Below are 24,766 nucleotides of genomic sequence, written 5' to 3' on the forward strand. Positions count from 1 at the left end.
CAACGCGCATTTACCGTCCATTTCAGCGCGTGTGATCGAAACGGATAATCAGCTTTGGATGTGAATGCTTTGGCTTCTTTTGGGTAATGGAGAGCGATATGGACCGCCAGCTAACGACCACGGGCAAGGTCAACGGGAAATTCGACATCCGGGGGATCAACCATATCGCCCTGGTCTCCTCCGACATGCAGCGCACCGTCGATTTCTACGAAGGCATTCTCGGCATGCCGCTCATCAAGACTTATGAGATTGGTCCGAACGGCAGATTTGGCCAGCATTTCTTCTTCGACATGGGCAGTTCGTCGCTGGCCTTTTTCTGGTTTCCCGACGCGCCTGCGTCCGTGCCCGGCGTCACCTCCGTTTCAAGCCTGATAGGCAGCGTGACCGCCATCGGAACGATGAACCATATCGCCCTGGACGTCGATGCCGATCGGCTGCCCGAATATAAGGCGCGGCTGGAAGCGGCCGGTGTCGAGGTCTCGCCGATCGTGCATCATAATGATGTCGCGCCTGCGCTGGGGCCGGACGCGCTTGAGGATGTCCATGAAAGCAACTGGGTCAGTTCGATCTATTTCCGGGACCCGGACGGCATTCATGTCGAATTTGCCGGCTGGACGCGGCTGTTCACCGAAGCGGACATAGCGTGCAAGGCGGCGACGGCCGCCGATGCGGATGGCTGGACCGCCAAGCGCGACGCAATAACGGCCTGATGCCGCATCCAAACCGCGTCAAACCGACATGAATCCAGTCCATATCCGGCCCTGCGCCGGATCTTAGGGGACGGCATGCCGCAACCTATCCTCGCGGCAGTCGAGATTATCCATCACCGGCCGCGCGCATCGGCCACAAACTGAATATGTAGAGGGCAACACAGATGAAGATTACCGTTTCCGATGGCAGTTTTGACGCCTATGTCGCGCATCCCGAAGCCAAGTCTGCGCCCGCCATCGTTGTGATCCAGGAGATTTTCGGCGTGAATGCCGATCTGCGGGCCACCTGCGATGAACTTGCCAGCAAGGGTTTCATCACCATTTCCCCCGACCTGTTCTGGCGCGATGCGCCGGGCCTTCAACTCAACAAGCTGGACGAGGCGGAGTGGGCGCAGGCGTTTGCGCTGTACCAGGCATTTGATTTCGACCGCGGCGTGCAGGATGTGCTGGCCACGATCGAGGCCGCGCGGTCGATAGAGGGCGGCAATGGCAAGGTTGCGGTCATCGGCTTCTGCCTGGGCGGGCTGATGACCTATCTCGCCGCCGCACGGGGAGATGTCGATGCGGCGGTCGCCTATTATGGCGGCGGCACGGACCAGCATCTTGGGGAGGCCGGTACGCTGACCGCGCCGCTGATGGTCCATCTGGCCGAGGAAGATGAATATATTCCGGCGGATGCGCAGGCGAAGATCAAGGAGGCGTTGGCGGGCAAGTCCAATGTCGAGGTGCATAGCTATGCCGGATGCAACCACGCCTTCGCGCGGCACGGCGGCGTTCATTATGACGCGAGTGCCGCCACATTGGCCAATCAGCGGACAGAAGCCTTCCTCCGTCAGTCGCTCGGTTCCTGACGGGGCCGGACCAGTCGAAGGCAAGGCGGCATAGCGGGAGCATATGATGGACGTCAGCTTGGGTGAACTGCGCGTGCGCCAGGTCGCTGAACTCGACCTTGCCTTGCCGCTCGACGCCATCCTGCCCGGAATCGGGGGCGCTGATCTGGCGCGCCTGAAGCAATGGTATTGGGACGATGCGCTGTCGCTCGATCCCGCCACCGCGCAATGCGCGCTCAGCATGCACAGCTATCTGGTCGAGATCGACGGCAAGAAGATCATCATTGATACCTGCAACGGCAATCACAAGGATCGCACCATGCCGTTCCTGCACCGGCTGACGACGCCGTGGCTGGAACGGCTCGGCGAGCTTGGAGTGGCGCCGGAAGATATCGACATGGTGCTTTTCACGCATCTGCACGTCGATCATGTCGGCTGGAACACGCGTCTGGAAGGGGACCGGTGGGTGCCGACCTTCCCCAATGCCCGCTATGTTTTCGGCCGCCGCGATCTCGACTATTTCAGCACGACGGAGGCGGAGGCCGACCTTTCCCATCAGGAGGCGTTCCGGGATTCGGTATTGCCGATCCTGCAAGCCGGTCTCGCCGATATTGTGGAGGAGGACGCCGTTTTGCACGGCGCGTCCGGGGATGGGGTCTGGCTTCGCCCCGCATTCGGCCATACCCCCGGATGCTGCACCGTACATGCCTGCCGCGGCGGACCACCGGCGCTTTTCTCCGGCGATATCCTGCTGCATCCAGCCCAGATTGTGAGGCCGGACCTGCACACCAGTTTTGACCGGGACGAGGCGCTGGCGGCGCAGGTGCGCCAGGCGCTGATCGAGGAAGTCGCCGATACCGATACGGTGATCTTTCCGGCGCATTTCATGCAGGGCGCCGCTGGCCGCATCGAACGGGATGGTGAGGGCTTTCGCTACCGGTTGCTGGGCGAGACGCCGCCCGCCGCTGCATAGCCGCATCGCGGCGGCGTCATGACAGACATTGGAGATCGACAGTGGCGATAACAGTGCTTCCGGTTCGCGACCGGCTGGGGGTGCGGCCGGGCCGCCTGTTCATCAACGGCGCATGGACGGATATTGGCGATGCCCGCTATGATCAGATTCATCCATCGACGAATGAAATCGTCACGGACTTTGCCGAAGCCGGAAAAGCGGGGGTGGATGCGGCCGTCGCGGCGGCGCGGCGCGCCTTCGACGAGGGCCCCTGGCCCCGCATGGCCGCGCGGGAGCGTAAACGCATATTGCAGCCGATCGTCGAGGCGATCTATGCCGCGCAAGAGGAAATCGCCCACCTCCAGACGCTGGACAACGGCATTCCGATCAGCTTCAGCATGGGCAGCCGGGTGTCTGGCCGGGTCGCCGGGGACATATTCGATCATTATGCGGGCTGGATCGACAAGATCACGGGGGAGACCTTCCCCCAATATACGGACACGACCAACCTCCACTACATGACTTTCCGGGAGCCGGTCGGCGTTGTCGCGGCGATCACGCCGTGGAACGGGCCGGTCATGACGTTCGCGATGAAGGTCGCCCCGGCGCTCGCCTGCGGGAACAGCGTGGTGCTCAAGCCCTCCGAACTGGCGGGGCTGGCCATTCAGAAACTCGCCGACATATTGGCGCAGTCGGAACTGCCGCCCGGCGTGTTCAACCTTGTCACGGGCGGTCCCATAGCGGGCGAGGCGCTTTCCACGCATCCGGGTGTCGATAAGGTCAGCTTCACCGGCAGCCCGATGGTCGGCGAGAAGATCATGTCCACCGCGGGCGGCAATATGAAGCGGCTTACCCTGGAACTTGGGGGCAAGAGCGCCGCTCTGGTCTTTCCCGACACGCGGGATGTTCGCACCGCCGCGCGCAACCTGATGGGTTTATGTTCGACATTCCTGTCCGGCCAGGTCTGCTCCACGCCGACGCGCGCGCTCGTTCACCGCTCGATCCTGGACGAGTTTGTGCATCACGCCAGTGAGCAGGTGCGCGATGTGAAGTTTGGCGGTCCGTTCGATCCTGCAACCACCTCGACCCCGATCATTTCGAAGCGGCAACTCGACAGGGTGCTCGGCTATATCGATATTGGCAGAAAAGAGGGCGCGCGGCTGTTGTTCGGCGGCGACCGGCCGGGTGGAGAGCTTGCCATCGGCAACTGGGTCAATGCGGCGCTGTTTGTCGACGTCGATAACAGGATGCGCGTCGCGCGCGAGGAGATTTTCGGACCGGTGCTATGCGTCATTCCCTTTGACGAGGAGGCCGAAGCCGTCCGCATCGCGAACGACAGCGAATATGGATTGTCGGGGGGCATCTACACGGCCGACCTGACCCGCGCCTTCCGCGTGGCCAAGGCGATGCGGACCGGTTCGATCGGGATCAACGGCTATTCGGTCATGCCCAATTCCCCCGCCGGGGGGATAAAACGCTCCGGGTTCGGGCGCGAGGGTGGCTGGGCGACGATCGAGGAATATACGGAGCTGAAAACCGTCATGCTCAATCTGGATGCGTGATGGGGGCTGCCTTCACTTTGGCGCTTTCCTTTATGCCGCGCTGGCGTTGCGGGTGAGCAGGTCGGCATAGGCGGCGCGGGCGCGCGAAAGCATGACCAGACCGGCCAGCGCCGACACGCAGCAGGTTATGGCGAGCGATTCCCCGACCCTTGCCTCATCGGCGAACCCGATGTCGGTGATCAGCGCTACGATCGTGGGCGCCAGGCCAAGGCCGATCACGCTGATGATGAATATATAGACGGCCGACGCCATTCCTCGCATCCGGTTGGGGGTGACAAGTTGCAGCGCGGACGCGGCAAGGGCGGTTGGAAGCGAGTAAGTGAAACTGACCAGCCCGGCGATCGCGAGAACAAAGGCATAGCTGTCCGCAAATGGCAGAAGCAGCGACAGCGCCGCCAGCCCGCAAGCCGCGAATAACGGCACGATCATCAGCGCGTCTTTACGCCCGGAACGCTCAAGCCACCGGGATACGATAGGGCCGGACAAGACGCCCGTCGATCCGCCGATAAGCACCAGGACGCCATATTGTATCCCGACCTCCGACGCGGATGCCGCGAATTTGCGGATCAGCAGCGTCGGCATCCAGGCCGGAAAGGCGTAGAGCGAGATGACGATGCCCGACATGCCGCAATAGAAATTGAGGTAAAACCGCCTCTCCTTGCGAAAGCGGTCCATGACCTGGGAAAGGGTCATCGGCTGCTCGCTCTCGCCGCCCTTGCTGCTCTGCCGTGCGGGTTCGCGCACGAAGAATATCAGCAGCAGGATGACCAGCGCGCCCGGCAGGGCGGCCATCACAAAGACGAACTGCCACGGGGCCAGCCCGAAAAATGTCTGCCCTTCGGAAAGCCCCAGCAGCAACCCGCCGAATATGAGCGCCAAGCCGCTGCCGATATAGGGACCCATTAAATAGATGCTCATCGCCCGTGGAACCTGTCGGGCGGGGAAGCGGTCAGCGATCATCGACCAGGCGGCGGGGGTCAGGCTCGCCTCCGCCCCGCCCACGCCAAAGCGCGCGACGAACAATTGCAGATAGCTTCGCGCCAATCCGCAAAACGCTGTCGCGGCGCTCCACAGCGCGACGCCCAGCAACAATATGCCCCGCCGGTTGCCGGTGTCCGCCAGCCGCCCGAACGGGCCGCTGAACAGAATATAGGCGGAGGTAAAGGCCACGCCCTGCAGCAGGCTGAGCTTTGTGTCCGACAGGTCGAATGCGTCTTTCAGGGGGCCGACCAGCAGATTGAGAATTTGGCGATCAATAAAGCTTACCGTGAAGGCGAGCGTGAGGATCGAGACCATGATCCACGCGCCAGCATCCGCGCGACCCTCTCCTTGCCGGTTGTCGTTCATGCGCGGCCGCCGGGAGTGGCGTGCGATATCGCGAATGCTGGTCCGACTTGGTGCGTCAATGCGCCAGATCCCTTCTTCCTCTCTCATGGCGGACGCATAGCTGGATTCAGCTTATGGCGGCCGACATCCGGTGAATATTTTACCTACGCAACGGCCGGGGCCATGGCGATCTCTCTTGTGGAGATTCGGATCATGGCTTCACTGCGGCGGTTAAGCAATATCACCCGAAAACAGGAGTAAACTTGGATCATGTTCAGCGGCAAGTAGGCACATGATGTGCCTAGGGAACATTATTATACCGTTCGACCAGTGAAACGTCATGCCGCGAGAGAGGTAGGGTGCGGCGATCTTTTCGCCGCTCGCCGGATGTGGATCATTCCCGCCGGTTCAAAAGATGCGGCGCCATCGCCCGCAGTTCGTCCACAAAAAGCGCCGGTTGTTCCCAGGCGGCAAAATGGCCGCCGCGATCGACGAGATTATAATAAGCAAGAGCGGTGAAACGCTTCTCCAGCCAGCGCCGGGAGGCAAGAATGGTTTCACCGGCAAAGCCGCTATAGGCGGTCGGCAGACCGATCGGGGGTGGGGGCGCGGGCGGCATGGCGCGCTTCAATTCCCAGTATAGTTTGGCGGATGACGCGCCGCTGTTGGTCAACCAGTAAAGGCTGATGCCGTCGAGCATGCGGTCCATCGACAAGGCGTCGGTTATATGTCCGCCACGATAATCGGCGGCCTCGAAAAACTTGTCGAACATCCATGCCGCCAGACCTGCCGGGCTATCGGACAGTGCATAGGCGATGGTCTGGGGCCGTGTCCCCTGAACGGCGAAATAGCCCATCCGTTCTTCGAAAAAGACGCGCGCCCTGCCCAGATATTCGCGTTCCTGTTCATCGGCATTCTGGATTTCTTCCGGCGTCGGCTGAAAGAAGGACATGTTGAGGTGCAGGCCCGCGCAGCCCGGCGCACGCATATGCCCCATGGCCTCTGCAACGGCGCTGCCCAGATCGCCGCCCTGGCAAATCCATCCGTCATACCCCAGACGCGCCATGAGCGCGGCATAGGCTCCCGCTATCCGCCCGATATGCCAGCCGGGTTCGGATGGCTTCCCAGAGAAGCCAAAACCCGGCATCGACGGCACGATGATGTGAAAGGCAGGGGCATCCGGCGCGCCATATGCGGCGGGGTCCGACAATGGCCCGATACAATCTTCAAATTCCAGTATCGACCCCGGCCAGCCATGCGCCAGAAGGATTGGCGTGGCATCCGCCCTGGGCGAACGCACATGGATGAAGTGGATGTCCACGCCGTCGATGTCGGTGATGAACTGCGGGAAGGCGTTCAGCTTCGCCTCGCAGCGCCGCCAGTCATAGCGCGTGCGCCAATGGTCCAGCAGCGCGCGCATCTCCTCCATCGGCGGCCCCTGCAACCCATCGCCAGCGGTTTCGCGATCCGGCAGGCGGACATGATCGAGGCGGCGCGCAAGGTCGTCCAGATCGGCCTGCGCCACGGCGATCTGGAAGGGGCGGATATCGTTCATGGATAGCTTGTCCTTGCTCATGTCAGCCGGATACGGATGGGCTGACCGGCGGCTTCCAGCGCCGCAATGCCGTGTCCTGCTCATAGGGTTTCGGCGATGGGTAGGTGATCAGTTCGATCAGCCCGCCCCACGGCGCCTTGATGAAGCAGAATTTATTGCCGGGGCCGCCTTCCGCGCGGGTCAGGTCCCAAGGATCGTTCAGCTTCTCCGCGCCCGCGGCGACGGCGCGCGCCAGCGCGGCATCGATATCGTCGACATAGAGCGCGATATGCTGCCAGCCGAGATCGCAGCCCCGCAGGGCCGGACGCTGCACCTCCACCGCATCATATTCGAACAGCTCCAGCGTAGGGCCAGTGCCCAGCTTATACATTCGGATGCGCGAAATGCTGAGGCCGGCCGGTCCCAGGATCATCTGCTCCACCGCCGCGCCTTCGAAGGGAGGCTGGGACCGGTTCAGCGTTTCATAAATAAACTCCACCCCAAAGGCTTCGAACAGGAAAGTTTCGGCTTCCTCAATATTGGGACCCGTCACGCCGATATGGTCCAGCCCCCTGACCGTGATGTGCGTCATGCCCGTCTCCTCAATTCAATATTCTGCAAGGTCCTGGCCCATGATCACCGTGCCGCTGAAATATTTGCGCACGCCATCGGTGTAGGCCCGCATGTCCCTTTCATTGTCGAAGCCCATGACGGCGTGGGTCAGGATCACCATTTTCACGCGGGCGCGGGCCGCCATCTTGCCGATCTCCTCCGGCGTCAGATGCTCATGGGTCATATGATCGACTTCGGCCGTCAGATGGTCCTCCGGCACTTTGAACTGTTCCTTCAGGAAGCGGATCGAGGCGGGCACATCGATGACCTCGGTGACCAATATGTCCGCGCCCTGCGCCAGCGCTTCGATTGCCGGGCTGGGACCGGAATCGCCAGTAAAGACGATCGACCTGCCGGGCGTGTCGAAGCGGTATGCGAAGCATTTGCCGCCAGCGGGCAGTCTTGATTTGTCCATCGTGTCATAATGGCTGTTCTCGACAGCGGTGACTTTCACCAGATCATCCTGATAGATTTGAACAGGGCCGGATCGCTCGATCTCGCTGACCTTCATCATCTCTTTCAGGCCCTGGCCCGGCGGCAACTGCGCGGCGAAAATGGTTTCGGGAACGGCCAGATATTGCGCCGCGCCATCGGCGACCGATCGGGTTCCGGCGGGGCCGTATATTTCGATCCGGGTGGCCGGACGCGCGACCCACCGGAACGCCATCAGCGGTGCAAAGCCCGCCATATGGTCCATATGCAGATGGGTGATGAACAGCCGGTCGATTGCCTTGGGCTGAAAGCCGGCGAGGGCGAGCTGCCGCGACACGCCGTCCCCGGCATCGATCAGGTAGAGCCGGTCGCCGACCTGCAAAAGGCTGGCCGGTTGCGCGCGCTTCACACGCGGGATCGGGCCGCCCGCCGTGCCCAGCAGGATGAGGCGGGTGGACGGCGCAACCTTAGCAGCGGCTTTTGCGGGGTCCGCGCTTCCGGGCTGCGCGGACAGGGGCGCGCCTGCCCATATCAACGCTGAAGCGGCGGTGGCCGTGATCAATCTGCGGAGTCTCATGGGTGCGGCTTTCTTCGTTCGGGCAATCAGAAACTGCCGGGGTACAGGCCGCCATCGATCAGGATATTCTGCCCGCTAATGTATCCGGCATGACCGCTGCACAGATAGGCGCATAGTGAACCGATCTCCTCCGGCCTTCCCACCCGGCCAGCGACCGGATTGGTGGTCAGGTGCATGGTGATATCCTTGGACTTGCGCAGGCGGTTGGTATCGAATGGACCGGGCAGGATATTGTTGATCGTCACGCCCTTTCCCGACACCTGCGGAACCAGGCCGAACACGAAATTGGTGAGCGCCGCGCGGGCGGCGTTGGACAGGCCCAGGACGGGGATCGGCACCCGCACGGTGGACGATGTGATGTTGACGATCCGGCCGAACCCGCGATCCATCATCCCGTCGATGGACATGCGGATTAGCTCCACCGCGGCGAGCAGGTTGGTGTCGAGCGCGGCGATCCATGTGTCCCTGTCCCAGTCGCGGAAATCGCCGGGAGGCGGGCCGCCTGCGTTATTGACCAATATGTCCATCTGGGGTGCGGCAGCGACGAGGGCGGCGCGGCATTGGGGATCGGTCACGCTGCCAGCGACCGTCATGACCTCCACGCCGGGCGCCGCCGCGCGAATGCTTTCAGCGGCTTCGGCAAGCGCATCCGGGTCACGTCCGTTGATAACGACGTTCGCGCCTTCCATCGCCAGCGCGGTCGCGCAGGCGCGGCCCAATCCATGGCTGGCCGCGCAGACGACCGCCCATTTGCCTGCAATTCCCAAATCCATTCACACTCTCCTGCCGGAATTGATGCCTTGTTCCTGGCCCTGCCGCGATCGCGCATCCACTTTCGCTTGCCATGCTGGCATGCTAGACTTTAGGGCAACCGGAATTGCGCCGAAATGAAGATGGAGCGGGTGTTGACGAAGAAGAACGCAATCCATGATCTGCTGATCGAACGCCTTCTTTCCGCGCATTACGCCTTTGGCGAACGGATATTGGTGAAGGAGTTGGCGGCCGAAACCGGAATCAGCCGCCAACCCATTATGACCGCGCTCAGCAAGCTGAATGCTGACGGTTTCGTCCGCATCATTCCGCAGGTTGGGTGCGAGGTCATTAATCCGGCGAAGGAGGAAATCGCCGACTTCTTCTTGATGTTCGAGCGGATGGAGGGGCTGCTGGCCGAACTCGCCGCAGAGCGCAGGACCGACCGGCAACTGCGCGATCTCAAGATCATCCAGCACCAGCTCACATTGGGTGACGGCCATGTCATCACCCCGCAGGAATATTGCGAGATCAATCGCGACTTCCATCAGATGATCCATGAGATGGCCCATTCGCCCCTGCTGGACGAACGCCAGCGCAACAATTTCAACATGTCGGATTTCTTCATCAACCAGGCGGTGGGTTTCGAGCTGTTCATGGCCGACGCGATGAAAGAGCATGAAACCATCATCGACGCGCTGGAGCAGCGCGATGCCGCCCGCGCCCGTAAAGTGTCGGAGGAGCATATCGCCGCCATCCGCAAGGCGGTGCTGTCGGGCGTCGCCGGATAGCGGATTGCCTCCACCGCGATCGCCCGCCCGGCGGCGCGAGATATGCGGCGATCAGCCCAGTTCATAGTTCCGGCCGAAATCCGGGGGCGGGGGGCCGTCGGCCGACCAGAGGAACATGCCGTCCTTCTTGGTCCATTCCATCGGATCCCATTCCGCGTCGCCCGGAATATAATCGATGTCGCAGAAATATTCGGCCATGCCGTTCCACGGGTCGCGGAAATAGTGGAAATAGTTTGATCCCACGCCATGCCTGCCGGGACCCCAGGCATGTTTATGCCCCTTGCTGAGAAAGGATGTGGCGGCGACTTCCGCCTCGTCAATGTCCCCCATTTCGAAGCTGGCATGGTGGAAACCCGTGCCGTCCGATTTCAGCATCGCCACCACATGATGGTCGCTGCTACCGGCGGTGCGCATGAACGCGGCATAGCCGTCTGTGATGCGGTCGCTCAGTTGGAAACCCAGCACCTCGCAATAGAAGGCCGATTGCGCAAAGACATCACGCACGAAAAGAATGAAATGGCCCATTCGCCGGGGCTTTGGCTTGATGTCGAAGGGCGGGCATCCCTTCTGCGCCAGCCGCATATTCAGGCCAGGGCGGTTGATGGCGGCTTGCTGGGTATCGGTGCGAAAGGGCGCGGCTTCGGCGACCTGCACATTGACCAATATGCCTTCGGGATCGCGGAACCAGATGCCGTCCGCAGCGCCCGCAAAAGGCGGGTCGAGCAGGGCGATGCCGCGATCCTCCAATTTCTTCTGGATCGCGACCAGGCCGGTCGCCGTGGTCCCGAATGAGGCGTGATGGAATTTCCGGTCCTGCCCCGTTTCGATCAGCAATATCTGATCCTGATCGCGGCCGAAGCACCGCATCGCCACATGATCAGGCCGGTCCACATTCTCCAACCCGAAATCCTCATAGAAATCGGTTCCGGCTTTCATCGACGGTATGCCCAGAGCGATATGCTGTAACGATGTGATCATGCTTCCCTCTCCGATCGGGACTGTCCCGTTGGACGCGCGTTTCAATCAGGCCGCTGCGGCAATCCCCATGCCCGCATTCCATTCGGCGATATCCTGATAATAGATGTCCCTGTGACTGGCCGGGCCGGCCGCGCTTTGCGCAGCATAAGCGGCGACCCAGTTACGCACTTCATGGCATCCGCAACCGGCGATGGCGGTCAATTCCTCCTCGCCCATCTCCTCTATGGCGGAGAAATCCCCGGCAACCATCTGCGCCATGAACGCGCGGTCCCATTCGGGATTGAGCGGTAGCGATTCCGCCTCGCCCCGCGCCAGTTTCCGCGCCAGTTCGAAATTCGCTTCCTCGCGCGCGCGCAGCACTTCTATGGGGGGATTGCGCCCGCCGATCAGCATCTCCGCGACATGCGACGGCGCGGTCCGGATATTCGGGATAGGCGGATCGTGCGACAGTCCGCCGGAGCCGAGAATGAGCACGCGCTTGTTCAGCGTCATCGCCCAGCGGCCAACCTCAAGACCCATTTCCCGGACTCGCCGGAAAGAGGGCAGGGGCGGCCCGGCGCAGTTGATGTGAATGGGTATGGTCGGATATGCGCCGACGCCGCCGGTGAGCAGCACGGGGATCTGGGCAAAGCCGTGGTCCGCCTGCATCCGGTAGGACAATGCCATATCGATATCGTGAGACAGCAAATGCCGCACGCAGTCGAGCGCCAGTTCCTCCGGCACATCGAAATCGCCGCCGCCAATGTCATAGTCGCCAATCGAACTGGCCCTGATCCCGACGGTGAATGGCGGCATCACATCGTAGAAGAAGCCTTTGAAATGGTCGGGGCCAAAGACGATGATAAGCTCCGGGTCATATTCCCTGACTTCTTCGGCGAGCATGGAGAAATGCGCCCGGACCTGCGCGTCCACCACAGGGTCGGCCGGCATATGATCCATTAGAGGCGTGTGCGAGGCACAGATCATTCGCAAGGGCATGGCGGTCCTATTCTACCAAGGCGGCGCCAGCGGCCGCCGTCTGTCGAGCGAGAAAGGCTAGGTGGAGGCGGTTGAACTCGTCCGCCTTCTCCCATTGCGGCCAGTGCGCGCAGTCATCCATGATCACCAGCGGCTCGGCATTGGGAATGGCAGCGACGAAACGCTCCCCTGTCGCAACCGGCGCGGTCGGATCATGATCGGTCCAGATCACGAGCGTCGGCGCCTTGATGGCTGAAAGGCTTTCGTCGGTCAGCACATTGCGCATGCGGATGTCCATATTCTGCAGGCAGAGGATATGCTCCATCGCCTTCAGAAAGCCGGGCTGGGTGTAGATGGCGTAACGCAGTTCGATCAGGTCGTTCGTCACCCGCGCAGGATCGTTCATCAGCCATTCCAGGCGCGCGCGCACGGTTTCCAGGCTGGCTTCCGCCACGGCCTTCATCGTGACGTTGTAGACGCGCTCCATCACCTTGGGATCGGTGTTGAGGCCGCCCGCCGTATTGAGCGTCAAGGATGCTGTGCGTTCAGGATGGTCGATGGCGAATTGCGCCGCGATCCAGCCGCCCAGGGACTCGCCATGCACATGGATGCGGTCGAGGCCCATCGCATCGCAAAAGTCTTTCAGATGCGCGACATAGTGGCGGATTTCATAATCATGGTCGGGCTTGTCGCTATAGCCGTGGCCGACCATGTCGAGGGCGATGGTCCGATACTGTTCGGCGTGGGGCAGCAGGTTGCGGGTGAACGCCTCCAGATGGCCGCCGGTGCCGGGAATGAATACCACCGCCTCGCGCGCCGTCGCGTCACCAGCCTCCACATAGCGGGTACGGATCGGCCCCGCCTGCACATAGTCGAGGCGAATGCTGCCTCGCGCTATTTCCGGCCAAAGATACATGTTCGAACTCCAGTTTGTTCGGAGACGGCCGCCATGCCGGACCAGTTTCCGGCGCGGCGGCTGTCCTGTCAGGCGTAGTCGTCGAGGGTTTTGAGCAGATAGCCCTCAAGGATTTCGCCGGTTGCGGGATCGAGCCGGGCGGTGCTGGCGTAGACGTCGATCACGTCCGCCTCGCCGGGGACGGCCCCAATCGGGTTGCCGCCATCCTTCACGATCTTCGCCTGCTGCTTGAGGATTCGGCGAAGCATAACCACGCCCATATCCGCTGTGGTCAGCCGTTCCTCGGAATGGAGCGTGATCGGTCCCTGGCTTTGTTGGACCAGGAAATCGGTCTGCCAGCGCTGCTTGTCCTCCAGCGTCCAGGTCCGGTAAGCCTCCGGCCGTCCGGGTCCGAATTTATCCGGGTCCATCATGACCAGATCGCCGATCGGCAGTCCGCCGTCCTTCTTCACGACCCAGGCAGTGAAGGACCGGTAATTATGGTCATCGACCGGCACCACCCATTTGAAGGACGGCTTGCCCGCTTCAAAGACCGGGCCTTCGCAATGCATGTTGGGGAAGATGGTCTGGAAAATCGCCTGGGTGATGACGCCCGCGGTCTTGTTTTCCCATTGGCCGATCCAGGAGATGCTTCCCTTGTCGAACGCCTTGAACTTGCAGGGATCGGGATTGAAATTGATATATTCGTTGAACTGCATTCCGTTGATCGTGGAGTGCAGCGCCGACAGGTGCAGCGGGTCCATGAAATTTTCGAAATTCTGGAGCCAGTTCATGTCCATCTGACCCTCGACAAGAGCGATGGGCGCTTCATCCGGCGGCTGGCTGCCGCCGGTCGGCAGGATGATCTCATCATCGTCCAGCGCATCGAGCAGGGGGTTTTCGGGGAATAGCGGCTCCTTGTCCGCTGGTCCCATATAGGTGAAGGCGATGCCGTATTTCTCGATCATCGGATACCAGGGTTGCCGGATCACGCGATGAAGGTGGGTGCTCTTGGGATCAAGCTCGCAGGGCGTGTCCAGCAGATGGCCCTGCGTGTCGAACATCCATCCATGATAGGGGCAGCGCAGGCCCTGCGGCTCCAGCTTGCCCAGCACCAGCGAGGCGCCACGATGCATGCAGCGCGGATACATGAGGCCCGCCTTGCCCTCCGCATCGCGAAACGCGACAAGGTCCTCGCCCAGAATGCGGATCGGCAAGGGCAGGTCGTTGTTCAGTTCCGACGACAGCGCAAAAGGCTGCCAATAACGGCGCAGCAATTCCCCCATCAACGTGCCGGGATTCGTCTCCGTCAGTTCATGGTCGTGGGTCGCCCTCGGCCGGCCATATTGACGGCCCGTGCTATAGTCGGAGGCCCTGCCGGTCTTTGGTTCAGGCGTGATGGCGTTCATATGTCAACCTCTCCAGAATGCAGACATCGCGCGAATCATACTAGCATGCCAGTAATGACGGTCCAAGCGCTTTGAAGCACGCGCCATTAGAAATTGAAGCCGAAGCGAAGGCCGATTTCGCGGCCTGTCGACAGGAAGCCAGTCAACGCCTTGCCCGCGCCCGGCGCGTCCGCTCCGAAATCCAGGGTCTTTCGGTCAGTCAGGTTCTTGCCGAACAGTGACAGGGTCCATTGGCCTTCGGACGCCTTCAGATCGAGATGGCCGTCCAGCTTGGCATAGGCTTTCTGCTCCTGCAGAGGCTCATGGTTCGGCGAGGCATTATATTTGGATCGCGCGAACAGGGCCAAGCCGCCCGCCATGTCAAAGGTGCTGTTGAGCGCCCACTGATAGTCGATGCTCAGCGTGCCCGTCCATTTGGATGCGAACTGGGTGCGCGTGCCGGAAAGATCCTGGAAGCAGCCATCGACCCCGCCATTGGCGATGGCTTGGGCAACGGTGCAGGGCTGACCGGGGAAGTCGAGATATTTTGCGTCCAGATATGCGCCGGACGCATTGATGCGCAGACCCTGGATCGGAGCGTAGTTCAATTCCAGCTCTATGCCCTGCGTCCTGGCCTTGCCCACATTCGCTACGACGAAGGAGGCCGTCTGGAAAATCGACGCCTGCAGGTTGGTGAATGTCGTGCGGAACGCGATCAGCGAGAAGTCGAGGGTGTTGTCGAAAACCAGCCCCTTCACGCCCGCTTCGAAGGATTCGGCGCGTTCCGACGCGAACTGCGCGCCAGCGGGCGTCGGGCCAAGGGGAGGAACGCCGGTATAGAAATAGTCGAATCCGCCAGCCTTTTCGCCGCGGACATATTTCACGAACGCCTGGCTTTTGGGTGCGATCTTATATTGCAGAACCACCTGCGGCTGGAAGAATTCGTCCCGAAGCTTCAGCCCTGTGAACTGGTGAGGCAGGACGCCGGTTCCGAGCACGAAGAAGGGCGTGAGGGCCGGGTTGGGGGAGAGCGCGTCCGCGCCGCTGTCGAACGTCTTGCCGGGCACGACATTGGCCGCCACCAGCGACTGATCGGCATTCTTGCGGATCCAGCTATAGCGCGCGCCCGCTTCGATGCTCAGCGAGTCCGTAAGGTGGTAAGTGAAATCGCCGAAGATCGAATAGGATTTCTGGATCTGATCCAGATTGCCGTTCAGCGCGAATGGCGGCAGCACAAGACCCGGCGGTAGGGTAGGCGTGAGGTTGAAGTCGATCGCCGACCACACGTCAAAAGTATCGCGCTGGAAATAGCCGCCGACCGTCGTATCGAGCGCGCCGAAGCTGCCCGAATAACGAAGTTCCTGGCTGAACTGTTTGTAGCGGTAGGCGAGGTAGGCGTTGAGGACCGGGACCGGTGTGGGCGAGGGCAGCGACTGGGCGAATTTCAGGTCGCGATATCCAGTCGTCGATGTCAGCGTGCCATTGCCCAGGTCGTAATTGATGTCGCCCTGATAGGTCGTGTTGCGCAGGCCGAGGAATGTCGGCTGGAAGAAGGGCGCTGCAGTGTTATCGACGCTTGTTACGGCATCTAGCCTTGTATCCGGCAGCGTCAGGAAGCTGAAAATCGTGGGACTCATGACTTCACCCGCCGATCCGGTTTCCCGCATCCGGTCATATTCCGCTTTCAGCGTGACGGTCAGGCCGTCTGCGGGCTTCGCGCGGAGGATTGCGCGGGTCGCATAGTTGCGGGCCTGCGGATCATGTTCGCCGGTCAGTTCATTGAAGACCGGCCCCCTGTCGCGATACTGGTAGATGCCGGAAACACGGATGGCGATATCCTGACCCAAAGGAACGGTCACGCCGGCCTGCGAAACGATTTCGTTGAAATTAAATCCGTAGGCGATGGAGCCGTCGGCAGACAATGCATCGCCAGGCTTCTTGGTCGTGATGTTCAATGCGCCAGCGGTCGCGCTATTGCCATAGAGCAGCACCTGCGGCCCCTTCAGCACTTCGACCCGTTCCACATCGAACAGCGGCAGGCGGATGTCCTGATCGCGACCGTAGGACACATTGTCGATGAACTTGCCGACCGCCTGGTCGAACGAGATATTATTGCCGGAGCCGAAGCCGCGGATCAGGGAGAAGGGCAGGTTCGCGCCGCTCGACACCGTGAAGTTGGGAATGCGGGAGGCGAGGTCGACGACCTGTGTGATCTTTGCGGTGGTGAGCGCCTGACCGGAAACGGCGCTGATCGAGATGGGCACGTCGCGCAAATTCTCCTCGCGCTTGCGTGCGGTGACCACAATGTCGTCAATGCCCGAAGCTGCCGCATCGGCGGCATCCGCTGGCTGCGCTGCAGGGACGGATTCCGATTGGCCCCATGCGGGAACGGATATCATCGCCGCGCTCAGCAACAGGCAACCGCGCAAAGTGAGATGCGTCATCTCAGTCTCTCCCCAAATACTTATATCGCCGCATCGAATGCGGCATTTAAGGACGCTCAAAAGTGCATCCAGTTACAAATCTACTATTAACATGCTACCATGTCAAAGAGAAATTTGGAGAAGGATTCCGGCGCGCGCGGGGAAGCCTGCGCCGTATGATGGCGGTCCGGTAAGGGAAAATGTGAGATTGGGCCGTCCAGTTCCCAGGACGAGTCCGATGGCGCAGCGCATTCGCCCGCTGGTTAGAGCGCGGCGGGACATCCTGCCCGGCGGTCGCAAGACCCAATGATAGAATTGGTCTCGGCTCAGAAGCTTGGCGTTATTGGCCGGTCAGGCCGCAGGCTGAAGCCCGCGCATCATTTCAGACGGAGGCGACGACTCGCTGGCACTGCTCGCCCAAGCCAGTGATGGACAGCCGCATCTCGTCACCGACCGAGAGGTAGAGCGGCGGCTTCATGCCAAGCCCGACCCCGGCGGGTGTTCCGGTCGCGATCATATCGCCCGGCTCCAGCGTCACGAATTGGCTGACATAGGACAATATGGTCGCGACATCGAAGATCATGTTGCCGGTATTGCCCGCCTGCCGCCTATGGCCGGAAACGTCGAGCGTCATTTCAAGCGCGCCGACATCCACCTCGTCGGGCGTCACCAGCCAGGGACCAACGGGGCCAAAGCCGTCATGCCCCTTGCCCTTGTCCCATGTGCCGCCCCGTTCGATCTGGTCGAAGCGTTCGGAGATATCGTTGACGAGCACATAGCCCGCAATGTGGCGAAGGGCGTCCGCCTTTTCGACATAACGGGCGCGGGTGCCGACGACGATGCCCAGTTCAATCTCCCAGTCCATCTTGGTGGAACCGCGGGGCATCGGCACATCGTCATCCGGGCCTGCGATCGCGCTGATCGCTTTCATGAACATGACCGGCTCTTTGGGCACGGGGTTGCCGGACTCGGCGGCATGGTCGCGATGATTCAGGCCGATGGCGATGAATTTGCTGGTGCGGGCGATGGGCGGGCCATAGCGGACAGGCGCGCTGATCAGCGGCAGTTGCTGCGGGTCGAGCGCGGCCAGCCGGGCAAGCTTGTCCGGGTGCAAGGCTGCCCCGTCAATATCGTCGACAAGGCCGCTCAGGTCGCGAAGCTGCAAGGCGGCGTCCAGCATCGCCGGCCGCTCCTGTCCTTTCGGCCCGATCCGCGCCAATTTCATGCTTTTTCCTCGCACCCACTCCGCAATATGGCGGAACCAAAATCCAGCCGGAGCAGAAACCCCGCGCATGGCGTGGCGGCGTCATGCGCAGCCGCCCCAACGCCGTCAACCATATCAGCCCATCCGTGCAGGACGCCGGCTGTGCTCTACTTATCTTTGGTGAGGGTCGATTCCGGCCGCTGGAACTTGCGGCTCAGATGCCCGGCCCCGGTCTGGTCGCCAAGTGCGAAGCCCCAGGAATAGCCACCTTCGGGATTGCACAGGATTTCCCATGCATTGTCGTCCTTGTCCCAGAAGTAAAAGCAGTAGGTGCCGTGCTGAACCACCGGTTTGCTGATCTTGTGCAGGCCCCATTTCTCGGCATCGCGCTTCACGATTTCATAGGATGCATCGACCTCCGCCTCTGTAGCGACATCGAGGCCGTTATGATTGAGGAACGGCATATTCTCCTTGCCGTTTGCAGGGCCTTGCACAACCACGATGATCTGGTCTCCGCCCATGCGCGCCCAGAAGGCGACGGGGGCCATCTGCACGGTCTGAAAACCCAGAAACTCCTCAAAGAATTTCCGCGTGAACGCGATATCTTTGCAGTCCAGCGTGGCATGCGAATAAAAGCGCGTCTTGAGGGCGGGCTTTACCTTCTCTCCGACTGATTCCGTCACGGTTGCCATAATCTAGTTCCTACCGAAGTTAAGACAGGTGATGTGCGTGTTGCGTTTATAGATGATTGCATATGCGGTGCGTGGCATCGGGCAAAATCGTCTGCCGTCCCCTGCCGCGGGCATCCTTGAAAACCATCCGCGCGGTTCTGAAAAATATCGGCCAGGTGATCGCGCGGAGTCTCTTGCATCGTGTACGGATGTATACGTCCTTTTATAAATGGATGCAATTGCAAACTCTAGATGCGAAGACTGTGGCAGGCGTAGCTATGCCGATATTATCCGGTATGCCAAGGAATATGGGCCTGAACGCAGAAAAGATTGTTCCAAAGTGTGTGCATTTTTTGCTTTGCGATGAGAAGGCAAATGCCCTAGGGCCGCCGCCGTCATCAAATGGAGAACAGCATGGCGCACATGGTGGTTACGCTGCGTGACGGTACCGAAAAGCAGATCGAGGCCGAAAACGGCATTTCGGTGATGGAAAATCTTCGCGAGGGCGGGGTGGACGAAATGCTGGCCTTGTGCGGAGGATGTCTCTCCTGCGCGACATGCCATGTTTTCGTCGGGGAAAGCTTCCTCCCCCTCCTCCCGGAGATGACGGAGGATGAAAGCGACCTGCTGGACAGCGCCGACTCGCGCCAGCCTAACTCGCGTCTTTCCTGCCAGATCGAGATGAGCGAGGCGCTTGACGGGTTGAGCATCACCATCGCGCCTGAGTGAAGGCCGGCGCGATATGATGCGCGGCTATCCCTGATCCGCGCCAGCACCGGTAACGAAAGCGGCCCCGGACGATATGTCGTCCGGGGCCGCCGACCGGCAAGGCTGCTATGGGAGGGGCCTTACCAGAAGAAGCCGCGATGCACCTGCGCCACGACGCCGGTCCGAACATTCACCAGCAATACGTCATTATAGTGACGCACCCAGCGCATGTCGCCGCGCGCAGCGGGCAGCCTGTAGCGATACGGATCACTGATATAGTAACGCGAATTGTAATAAACAGGCTTTAGGCGAACGCCGGTGTTCCAGGCATTGTAGCGGAACGGGGCGCGCCAGTTGCCGCGGGCGTAAACGTCACGGTGGGTGCGGCGATAATCCCGCCAATCCTCGCGGCGCTCCTGCCGGGCATCGCGCAGATCCTCACGCGCGTTGCGAACGTCACGGCGGTCGCCATAGCGTTGGGCCTGGCGAAGGTCACGGCGCTCCTCACGCACTTCGCGATTGTCGCGGCGGATTTCGGCTGCCGATTGGGCCATCGCCACATTCGGCGCGGCGGTCGCGGCCAGAAGCGCCATTATGATGATCTTACGCATGGGTCTCTCCAGTCCTTGGGGGCTGATCCTTGTCGTCACGAACCCTCTCGTGCTGACAACGCACATATCGCGGATTCGTTCTGAACTCTTTGGGAACATCTCGGTCAGGAAGCGGAAAGGCTCTGTCGCAAAGTGTAATAACCTGCCTCTTGGAACGGCTTTCCGCGTCGCCATCTATGTGTGGAACAGGAGGCGGTTATGGCCGGCACATTGGATCACCCCATCACAATCACGCCCTATGAAGGCGAGGTCCGCATTCTGCATGCGGACGGCGAAATCGTCCGCACGCGAAAGGCGCTGTCACTGAAAGAGGCAAGCTATCCGGCAGTGCTCTACGTGCCGCGGGAAGATACGCATATGGGCCTGCTCTCGCGGAACGATCGGACCACGCATTGCCCCTATAAAGGCGACGCCAGCTATTTCGATCTTCCCGGCGCCCCCGCCGCGGTGTGGAGTTATGAAACGCCACGGGACGATGTCGGCGAAATCGCCGGTCACCTGGCCTTTTACCCCGATAAGGTGACGATAGAGGTTTAGGGGTACGGCTTGGGTCTAGGCGAGGGCGGGTTCCCACATACGTTCGCGGAACCATTTGGTCACCACATATTTGGTGCCGCTTTCCACCGGCCGCGCCGCGTGCAGGCTGTACCTGTTGGGAGCGCCCGCCTCGTCGAGATTGTTCCACATCAGGATCATGCCTTCCTTGGGCGGGACCATGAAGCCGCATTGCGGGAAATGGGTTTCGCCGCCGGATTCGACCTCGGACAGATAGATCATCGCGGTCCAGCAGCGCTGCCCCCCGGACCGCAGCATGGCCGGCCAATAAGAGGCGTTGACCGGGAAATAATCGCAATGGACCTTATATTCCTGTCCGGGGGCATAGCGTTGCCCCTGCAACGTCTCTCCGCTGTGGGGATCAATGCCCATCAGGCCAGTGATCCGGTCAGTCACCTTTTCCACCAGCGGGTCCCAGGGGCTGAGATTGCAACTGTGGCTGGTGCGGTATTCGGCATTGGCCGATCCCGAAAACAGGCTGGACGGCTTGGCGTCCTTATCGATCAGCGCGCGCATGTCGGCGCATTCCTGAGCGCTGAGGAAATTATGCCGCCCATAGATTTCCAGGTGAGGGGATTCGATCCGGCTGACCATCGGGTTGCGTTTCAGCTTGGCGCGAACGGCCGCGCCGATCGCGGCCCGGCGTTCCGATGCAACCCCGCCATCGTCGATCATCTGTTCTTCCATCGGCGCAAGATTGCCAATCCCCGTCCATCGCCGCAAGCAAAAGAACCCGGAGCGTTGCTGCTCCGGGTCCAGTGTTCCTGAAGGCCAGTCCAGGAAGTCCTTTGCCGCGCCGCTTCCTACCAAAAGAAGTTGCGGATCACGTCGACCACATAGCCGTCGCGCATGTCGACCAGCAGCGCATCGTCATAATAGCGAATCCAGCGCATCGATCCGTAGGCCGGCGGCAAGCGGTATTCGTAGGGATCGTCCAGCCAGTAATTGTTCGAATAGAACATGCTGTCGATGAAAATGCCGGACGAAAATGGCCGGTATCCATAGCTCCATCCGCGCGGCGCATAGTAGCGGCCGGGGCTGTAAATGCTGCGGTAGCTGTTGCGGTATGAGCGCCAGTCATACCGGCGGTCATTGCGCCAGCCGCTGTCCCACCGGCGCTGATCCTGCCAGCGCTGCCGGTCGTTCAGCCTGCCGCCATTATAGGCCCAGTCGCCATTATTGCCGTAGCGCTGGCCATTGTTGCGCCAGTCATTGTCGCGCCTGTTGTCGTTCCGCCAGTTGCTGTCGCGGCGATCATCATTGTTGCGCCAGTTTGCATCCCGGTCGCGGCGATCATCGCCCGTGCGGTTGCGCCAGCCCTCTGTGCTGCCGGGGATAGTGCGGCCGTCCTGCCGCGCATTGCGGCGCTCGTCGCGCCACGCGCGGCTGTCCCGGCCAAGCGTCGACGATGATTCGACCCGCTGCTGCGTCTGGCGCGCCTGCTGGGCGGCCTGCGCGGCCTGTGCCTGCTGCCACTGATTATTCTGACGCCACTGGCCGTTGTCGCCACTCGGGCGCTGTTCCATATAGCGGCGGCGCTCCTGCATCTGTCCCTGGGCTTGAGCCTGCGCTTGAGCTTGCGCTTGTGGCGCAGCCTGAGGCTGCTGCTGGCGGCCCTGCCATTGGCCGCCACGGTCTCCGCGCGGCGTGCGGTCGCCGCCTCGCGTTTCCAGGTTATTGCTGCGCGTTCCGCCCCAGTCGCGGCGGCCGCCATCCTGCGCCATGGCGGGAGTCGCGGTCGACAATATCGTCGCCGCCATCAGCCCCGCCAGCATCATCTTCCTCATCATGGCTTTGCGCCTTCCTCACGCCGGGACCCACTTGATCCCTTGTGCACCTTATCTAGACGGCGCGCCATGAGTGGATGCTGAATTGCCCTGAAAGCATATAGAAAGGAATCCGCAACCTTTCAGGGCACGCGCAGCGAAGGGACGGCGCGCGCTGCGTCGGCAGGCGCGATGCCGGGGGCGGGGGCGCCCGACACCAGCTCCTCCCCACGCATGATCCTTCCGGCGAGCTTCACTGCATCGCGAATGCGTGGGTAAGTGCCGCACCGGCATATGTTGGTGATCGCCGCATTGATTTCCGCGTCGGACGGGTTGCTCGTTTTGCGCAGCAAAATGGATGCCGCCATGATCATGCCCGGCTGGCAGAAACCGCATTGGGGCAGGTTGCTGGCTATCCATGCCTGCTGCACAGGATTGCTGCGGTCGGGCGAAAGCGCCTCGATCGTCGTGACGAACCGGCCCTCCGCCTCTGCGATGCTGATCTGGCATGAGCGTACGGCTTCCCCGTCCACCTCCACCGTGCATGCGCCGCAATCGCCGGTGCCGCAGCCATATTTGGCGCCGGTCAGGTTGGAGGCATCCCGCAATGCCCATAGGAGGGGCGTATCAGGGTCCATGCGGTACTGAACCGGCCGGTCGTTGACGGTGAATTTGGTCATCGCCGCCACTATAGCCCAGTCGGGAAGTGGGGGAAGCCCTTGCGCAGGAATGGCCCATCGGCGACGGGCAAGTTCAGGAATGGCCATGTTCAGGAATGGATTGCCGTTTGCCTCCCGCTGAGAGACAAGGGGATATGGCGGAGATCATAAACCTGCGCAGCGTCCGCAAGGCGCGCGCCCGTGCGGAGGCGGAGTCCGCCGCCGCCCGCAACCGCGCCATCCACGGCCGGACGAAAGCGCAGAAGTTGCTGGAGAAGGGCGAGAAGGAGCGCGCGGCGCGGGCTATCGATGGCGCCGCTCTTGAGAAAGACAGCGGCGACTAGATGCACAGGGCGGGACAGCGTATCGATGTGGCCATTGACGTCACCCTGTTGCGGGGCGGCAAGCAGGTCCGGGCGAGGCTGATCAACCTGTCCGCGACGGGAGTGAACGCCGTGGCGGCCTTCGCGCCCGGCCCGAAGGAGGCGGTGCAGATCCTCTGGAACGGCAAGGCGCTGCCCTGCCATGTCGTCTGGGCGAGGGCCAACAGCTTCGGCCTGGCGTTCGACCGGCCGCTCGCGCCGTCGATTCTCGCATCATTCGTTGATTCTGCGGGAAAAGCGGACTGAACTGCGTTGCTTTCGTCCGTCGATGGCCTACGGTCCGGTTTTTCCAACGGGGGGCGAAGTGGACAAATACAAGATCGCGGCATGTCTTGGCATTGTCCTCAGCACGGCGGGCACATTGCTGGTTTTCGTTTTCGGCATCCCCAAACGGCAGCGCTCTGAAGGGCGCGAGTTCATGGCGGGCGTCGTGGAGCGCCGCAAACCGATCGTCGATCCGCGCGAGGAGGCGCGGAACGAACGGTTTGGCCGGGCGGGCATCGCCTGCATGGTCATGGGCGCATTCCTTCAGGTGATCAGCATCATCGCCACGATGTAAAAATTTTCCGAAAGCGGCAGAACCGGTGGAACCAGATGAGCCCTGGGCGGTTCTACCTTTACCAGCCTGGGCTTCCATTTGCCCCCCGCTCTAGTCCGGGTTGGTGAGATAAAGGCCTCGCCAGTTCCCCCCGCTGGCGAGGCCAAAATTTTCTCCGGGCTTACCGGAACCCGGCCAGCCATTCCCCGATCATCATGCGCCCGGCGGCGACCGCCCCCGGTCCATGTTCGTCATGCCCGGCGCGCAGGCTTTCCTCGGTTGGGCCGCTGGCGTGGAAATCGTCGCGAAAATGGGTCAGCCATTGCTCGAAACGCGGGTCCTCCCCCATTTCGGCATGGAATTGCAACGCCAGCACATTGGCTCCGCGCCGGAACGCCTGGTGGGGATAGGCGGTGGTGGAGGCGAGCAGCTCCACATTGTCCGGCAGGTCGAACGTATCGCCATGCCAATGCAGAACCGGGGCTTCAGCCAGATGGCGCAACGGGGAATCATGGCCGTTGCTGCTCAGCGTGACCGGCGCGAAGCCGATCTCATTCTGCCCGCCGGGATAGACGCGCGCGCCAAGCGCCGCCGCGATCATCTGGCTGCCAAGGCACACGCCCAGAGTGGGCCGGTCCCTTTCCAGCCGCGCGGCCAGCTTCTCGATCTGCAATGGTATCCACGGATGGATGTCATGTTCATAAACGCCCATCGGCCCGCCCATCATGATCAGCAATTCGGGCGCGCACAGGTCTGCGTCGATAAAGGCCGGGTCGGCCACGTCGATCCGCTCGATATGATAACCCGCCGCCTCGATGGGCTGCAGGAAACCGGCGGCGCCTTCGCGGGGGACATGGCGGACGATCAGGGCAGTCTTCACGCGCTGTTGTCTAAGGCGGGAATCCCGGCCGCGCCACACAGCCATTCTTGCCGCTGTAAAAATCCCGCTATCGG

At 61.5% G+C, this 24,766-nt stretch carries 28 protein-coding genes; 11 read left to right on the plus strand and 17 right to left on the minus strand.

Annotated elements, in window-relative coordinates; genetic code table 11:
• Positions 1-98 precede the first annotated feature (98 nt).
• From BHQ40_RS11780 to BHQ40_RS11795, 4 genes are all read left to right on the plus strand, one after another.
• Positions 99-710 (plus strand): VOC family protein, encoded by a 612-nt coding sequence (locus tag BHQ40_RS11780; RefSeq protein WP_070156102.1) that lies wholly within the window; start codon positions 99-101, stop codon positions 708-710.
• Between the two features lie 164 nt (positions 711-874).
• On the plus strand, positions 875-1,561 hold the full coding sequence (locus tag BHQ40_RS11785; protein ID WP_070156103.1) for a dienelactone hydrolase family protein: 687 nt from the start codon (positions 875-877) through the stop codon (positions 1,559-1,561).
• A 43-nt stretch (positions 1,562-1,604) separates the two neighbouring features.
• Positions 1,605-2,513, plus strand: coding sequence for an MBL fold metallo-hydrolase (locus BHQ40_RS11790; protein WP_070156104.1), 909 nt, complete (start codon positions 1,605-1,607; stop codon positions 2,511-2,513).
• A 41-nt stretch (positions 2,514-2,554) separates the two neighbouring features.
• A complete protein-coding gene (locus tag BHQ40_RS11795; RefSeq protein ID WP_070156105.1) occupies positions 2,555-4,054 on the plus strand; it encodes an aldehyde dehydrogenase family protein in 1,500 nt (499 codons plus the stop codon).
• A gap of 30 nt (positions 4,055-4,084) precedes the next feature.
• On the opposite strand, the gene BHQ40_RS11800 is transcribed toward BHQ40_RS11795, so the two are convergent.
• The 5 genes from BHQ40_RS11800 to BHQ40_RS11820 form a co-directional block, all read right to left on the minus strand.
• A complete protein-coding gene (locus BHQ40_RS11800; RefSeq protein ID WP_070156106.1) occupies positions 4,085-5,401 on the minus strand; it encodes an MFS transporter in 1,317 nt (438 codons plus the stop codon).
• Positions 5,402-5,774: 373 nt separating this feature from the next.
• Entirely contained in the window at positions 5,775-6,935 is a 1,161-nt protein-coding gene (locus BHQ40_RS11805) for an epoxide hydrolase family protein (protein ID WP_070156136.1), read from the minus strand.
• A 22-nt stretch (positions 6,936-6,957) separates the two neighbouring features.
• On the minus strand, positions 6,958-7,506 hold the full coding sequence (locus BHQ40_RS11810) for a VOC family protein (RefSeq protein ID WP_216094878.1): 549 nt from the start codon (positions 7,504-7,506) through the stop codon (positions 6,958-6,960).
• Between the two features lie 15 nt (positions 7,507-7,521).
• Positions 7,522-8,520, minus strand: coding sequence for an MBL fold metallo-hydrolase (locus tag BHQ40_RS11815; protein WP_171905840.1), 999 nt, complete (start codon positions 8,518-8,520; stop codon positions 7,522-7,524).
• A gap of 41 nt (positions 8,521-8,561) precedes the next feature.
• Positions 8,562-9,308, minus strand: coding sequence for an SDR family oxidoreductase (locus BHQ40_RS11820; RefSeq protein ID WP_070156108.1), 747 nt, complete (start codon positions 9,306-9,308; stop codon positions 8,562-8,564).
• 132 nt (positions 9,309-9,440) lie between these two features.
• Between BHQ40_RS11820 and BHQ40_RS11825 the strand changes: the two genes are divergently transcribed.
• The gene (locus BHQ40_RS11825) at positions 9,441-10,076 is read left to right on the plus strand and encodes a GntR family transcriptional regulator (RefSeq protein WP_171905841.1); all 636 of its coding nucleotides are present in this window, start codon (positions 9,441-9,443) and stop codon (positions 10,074-10,076) included.
• A gap of 51 nt (positions 10,077-10,127) precedes the next feature.
• On the opposite strand, the gene BHQ40_RS11830 is transcribed toward BHQ40_RS11825, so the two are convergent.
• The 7 genes from BHQ40_RS11830 to BHQ40_RS11860 all read right to left on the minus strand — a co-directional run bounded on the left by BHQ40_RS11830 (position 10,128) and on the right by BHQ40_RS11860 (position 18,613).
• A complete protein-coding gene (locus BHQ40_RS11830; protein ID WP_070156109.1) occupies positions 10,128-11,054 on the minus strand; it encodes a VOC family protein in 927 nt (308 codons plus the stop codon).
• A gap of 45 nt (positions 11,055-11,099) precedes the next feature.
• Positions 11,100-12,032, minus strand: a complete 933-nt coding sequence (locus BHQ40_RS11835) for a 3-carboxyethylcatechol 2,3-dioxygenase (protein ID WP_070156110.1) — start codon at positions 12,030-12,032, stop codon at positions 11,100-11,102.
• A 7-nt stretch (positions 12,033-12,039) separates the two neighbouring features.
• Positions 12,040-12,927, minus strand: a complete 888-nt coding sequence (locus tag BHQ40_RS11840) for an alpha/beta fold hydrolase (protein WP_070156111.1) — start codon at positions 12,925-12,927, stop codon at positions 12,040-12,042.
• Between the two features lie 68 nt (positions 12,928-12,995).
• Complete coding sequence (locus BHQ40_RS11845; protein WP_070156112.1) at positions 12,996-14,315, minus strand: Rieske 2Fe-2S domain-containing protein; 1,320 nt, start codon at positions 14,313-14,315, stop codon at positions 12,996-12,998.
• Positions 14,316-14,401: 86 nt separating this feature from the next.
• Positions 14,402-16,738, minus strand: coding sequence for a TonB-dependent receptor (locus BHQ40_RS11850; protein ID WP_070156113.1), 2,337 nt, complete (start codon positions 16,736-16,738; stop codon positions 14,402-14,404).
• Between the two features lie 361 nt (positions 16,739-17,099).
• Positions 17,100-17,942, minus strand: a complete 843-nt coding sequence (locus BHQ40_RS11855; protein ID WP_070156114.1) for a fumarylacetoacetate hydrolase family protein — start codon at positions 17,940-17,942, stop codon at positions 17,100-17,102.
• 146 nt (positions 17,943-18,088) lie between these two features.
• Positions 18,089-18,613, minus strand: a complete 525-nt coding sequence (locus BHQ40_RS11860; RefSeq protein ID WP_070156115.1) for a VOC family protein — start codon at positions 18,611-18,613, stop codon at positions 18,089-18,091.
• Between the two features lie 116 nt (positions 18,614-18,729).
• Here BHQ40_RS11860 and BHQ40_RS25715 point away from each other — a divergent pair, with 116 nt between their 5' ends.
• Entirely contained in the window at positions 18,730-19,035 is a 306-nt protein-coding gene (locus tag BHQ40_RS25715) for a hypothetical protein (RefSeq protein WP_139139288.1), read from the plus strand.
• A complete protein-coding gene (locus tag BHQ40_RS11865; protein ID WP_070156116.1) occupies positions 19,007-19,321 on the plus strand; it encodes a 2Fe-2S iron-sulfur cluster-binding protein in 315 nt (104 codons plus the stop codon). The genes BHQ40_RS25715 and BHQ40_RS11865 overlap by 29 nt, the downstream gene beginning before the upstream one ends.
• A gap of 119 nt (positions 19,322-19,440) precedes the next feature.
• Here the strand turns inward: BHQ40_RS11865 and BHQ40_RS11870 are convergent, their stop codons facing one another.
• Positions 19,441-19,911 carry an RcnB family protein gene (locus BHQ40_RS11870; protein ID WP_070156117.1) on the minus strand — a complete coding sequence of 157 codons (471 nt, stop codon included), beginning with the start codon at positions 19,909-19,911 and terminating at the stop codon, positions 19,441-19,443.
• Positions 19,912-20,109: 198 nt separating this feature from the next.
• Here BHQ40_RS11870 and BHQ40_RS11875 point away from each other — a divergent pair, with 198 nt between their 5' ends.
• Positions 20,110-20,448, plus strand: coding sequence for a DUF427 domain-containing protein (locus BHQ40_RS11875; RefSeq protein ID WP_070156118.1), 339 nt, complete (start codon positions 20,110-20,112; stop codon positions 20,446-20,448).
• A 15-nt stretch (positions 20,449-20,463) separates the two neighbouring features.
• Here the strand turns inward: BHQ40_RS11875 and BHQ40_RS11880 are convergent, their stop codons facing one another.
• The 3 genes from BHQ40_RS11880 to BHQ40_RS11890 form a co-directional block, all read right to left on the minus strand.
• Positions 20,464-21,141, minus strand: a complete 678-nt coding sequence (locus tag BHQ40_RS11880) for a prolyl hydroxylase family protein (protein ID WP_253183343.1) — start codon at positions 21,139-21,141, stop codon at positions 20,464-20,466.
• 128 nt (positions 21,142-21,269) lie between these two features.
• Positions 21,270-22,256: an RcnB family protein gene (locus tag BHQ40_RS11885; RefSeq protein WP_070156120.1), complete on the minus strand. Its 987-nt coding sequence runs from the start codon at positions 22,254-22,256 to the stop codon at positions 21,270-21,272.
• 119 nt (positions 22,257-22,375) lie between these two features.
• The gene (locus BHQ40_RS11890; RefSeq protein ID WP_070156121.1) at positions 22,376-22,912 is read right to left on the minus strand and encodes a (2Fe-2S)-binding protein; all 537 of its coding nucleotides are present in this window, start codon (positions 22,910-22,912) and stop codon (positions 22,376-22,378) included.
• Positions 22,913-23,046: 134 nt separating this feature from the next.
• Here BHQ40_RS11890 and BHQ40_RS11895 point away from each other — a divergent pair, with 134 nt between their 5' ends.
• From BHQ40_RS11895 to BHQ40_RS11905, 3 genes are read left to right on the plus strand one after another with little or no spacing between them, the layout of a single operon-like run.
• Positions 23,047-23,235, plus strand: a complete 189-nt coding sequence (locus tag BHQ40_RS11895) for a DUF4169 family protein (protein WP_070156122.1) — start codon at positions 23,047-23,049, stop codon at positions 23,233-23,235.
• Entirely contained in the window at positions 23,236-23,520 is a 285-nt protein-coding gene (locus BHQ40_RS11900) for a PilZ domain-containing protein (RefSeq protein WP_070156123.1), read from the plus strand.
• Between the two features lie 58 nt (positions 23,521-23,578).
• Complete coding sequence (locus BHQ40_RS11905; protein ID WP_139139289.1) at positions 23,579-23,833, plus strand: hypothetical protein; 255 nt, start codon at positions 23,579-23,581, stop codon at positions 23,831-23,833.
• Positions 23,834-23,993: 160 nt separating this feature from the next.
• Here BHQ40_RS11905 and BHQ40_RS11910 read toward each other — a convergent pair whose 3' ends face one another.
• Positions 23,994-24,692 carry a glutamine amidotransferase gene (locus tag BHQ40_RS11910; RefSeq protein ID WP_070156139.1) on the minus strand — a complete coding sequence of 233 codons (699 nt, stop codon included), beginning with the start codon at positions 24,690-24,692 and terminating at the stop codon, positions 23,994-23,996.
• Positions 24,693-24,766: the final 74 nt, after the last annotated feature.

It is taken from the genome of Sphingobium phenoxybenzoativorans, from assembly GCF_001757355.1.
Lineage (GTDB): Bacteria > Pseudomonadota > Alphaproteobacteria > Sphingomonadales > Sphingomonadaceae > Sphingobium > Sphingobium phenoxybenzoativorans.

What these genes read in the sequence shown, in the direction of transcription:
- BHQ40_RS11790 (WP_070156104.1), top strand. Translation starts at nt 1,605, where the DNA reads ATGATGGACGTCAGCTTGGGTGAACTGCGCGTGCGCCAGGTCGCTGAA.
- BHQ40_RS11885 (WP_070156120.1), bottom strand. Translation starts at nt 22,256, where the DNA reads ATGATGAGGAAGATGATGCTGGCGGGGCTGATGGCGGCGACGATATTG.
- BHQ40_RS11780 (WP_070156102.1), top strand. Translation starts at nt 99, where the DNA reads ATGGACCGCCAGCTAACGACCACGGGCAAGGTCAACGGGAAATTCGAC.
- BHQ40_RS11845 (WP_070156112.1), bottom strand. Translation starts at nt 14,315, where the DNA reads ATGAACGCCATCACGCCTGAACCAAAGACCGGCAGGGCCTCCGACTAT.
- BHQ40_RS11830 (WP_070156109.1), bottom strand. Translation starts at nt 11,054, where the DNA reads ATGATCACATCGTTACAGCATATCGCTCTGGGCATACCGTCGATGAAA.
- BHQ40_RS11890 (WP_070156121.1), bottom strand. Translation starts at nt 22,912, where the DNA reads ATGACCAAATTCACCGTCAACGACCGGCCGGTTCAGTACCGCATGGAC.
- BHQ40_RS11835 (WP_070156110.1), bottom strand. Translation starts at nt 12,032, where the DNA reads ATGCCCTTGCGAATGATCTGTGCCTCGCACACGCCTCTAATGGATCAT.
- BHQ40_RS11785 (WP_070156103.1), top strand. Translation starts at nt 875, where the DNA reads ATGAAGATTACCGTTTCCGATGGCAGTTTTGACGCCTATGTCGCGCAT.
- BHQ40_RS11895 (WP_070156122.1), top strand. Translation starts at nt 23,047, where the DNA reads ATGGCGGAGATCATAAACCTGCGCAGCGTCCGCAAGGCGCGCGCCCGT.
- BHQ40_RS11865 (WP_070156116.1), top strand. Translation starts at nt 19,007, where the DNA reads ATGGCGCACATGGTGGTTACGCTGCGTGACGGTACCGAAAAGCAGATC.
- BHQ40_RS11855 (WP_070156114.1), bottom strand. Translation starts at nt 17,942, where the DNA reads ATGAAATTGGCGCGGATCGGGCCGAAAGGACAGGAGCGGCCGGCGATG.
- BHQ40_RS11810 (WP_216094878.1), bottom strand. Translation starts at nt 7,506, where the DNA reads ATGACGCACATCACGGTCAGGGGGCTGGACCATATCGGCGTGACGGGT.
- BHQ40_RS11875 (WP_070156118.1), top strand. Translation starts at nt 20,110, where the DNA reads ATGGCCGGCACATTGGATCACCCCATCACAATCACGCCCTATGAAGGC.
- BHQ40_RS11820 (WP_070156108.1), bottom strand. Translation starts at nt 9,308, where the DNA reads ATGGATTTGGGAATTGCAGGCAAATGGGCGGTCGTCTGCGCGGCCAGC.
- BHQ40_RS11860 (WP_070156115.1), bottom strand. Translation starts at nt 18,613, where the DNA reads ATGGCAACCGTGACGGAATCAGTCGGAGAGAAGGTAAAGCCCGCCCTC.
- BHQ40_RS11805 (WP_070156136.1), bottom strand. Translation starts at nt 6,935, where the DNA reads ATGAACGATATCCGCCCCTTCCAGATCGCCGTGGCGCAGGCCGATCTG.
- BHQ40_RS11880 (WP_253183343.1), bottom strand. Translation starts at nt 21,141, where the DNA reads ATGATCGACGATGGCGGGGTTGCATCGGAACGCCGGGCCGCGATCGGC.
- BHQ40_RS11870 (WP_070156117.1), bottom strand. Translation starts at nt 19,911, where the DNA reads ATGCGTAAGATCATCATAATGGCGCTTCTGGCCGCGACCGCCGCGCCG.
- BHQ40_RS11850 (WP_070156113.1), bottom strand. Translation starts at nt 16,738, where the DNA reads ATGACGCATCTCACTTTGCGCGGTTGCCTGTTGCTGAGCGCGGCGATG.
- BHQ40_RS11840 (WP_070156111.1), bottom strand. Translation starts at nt 12,927, where the DNA reads ATGTATCTTTGGCCGGAAATAGCGCGAGGCAGCATTCGCCTCGACTAT.
- BHQ40_RS11900 (WP_070156123.1), top strand. Translation starts at nt 23,236, where the DNA reads ATGCACAGGGCGGGACAGCGTATCGATGTGGCCATTGACGTCACCCTG.
- BHQ40_RS11800 (WP_070156106.1), bottom strand. Translation starts at nt 5,401, where the DNA reads ATGAACGACAACCGGCAAGGAGAGGGTCGCGCGGATGCTGGCGCGTGG.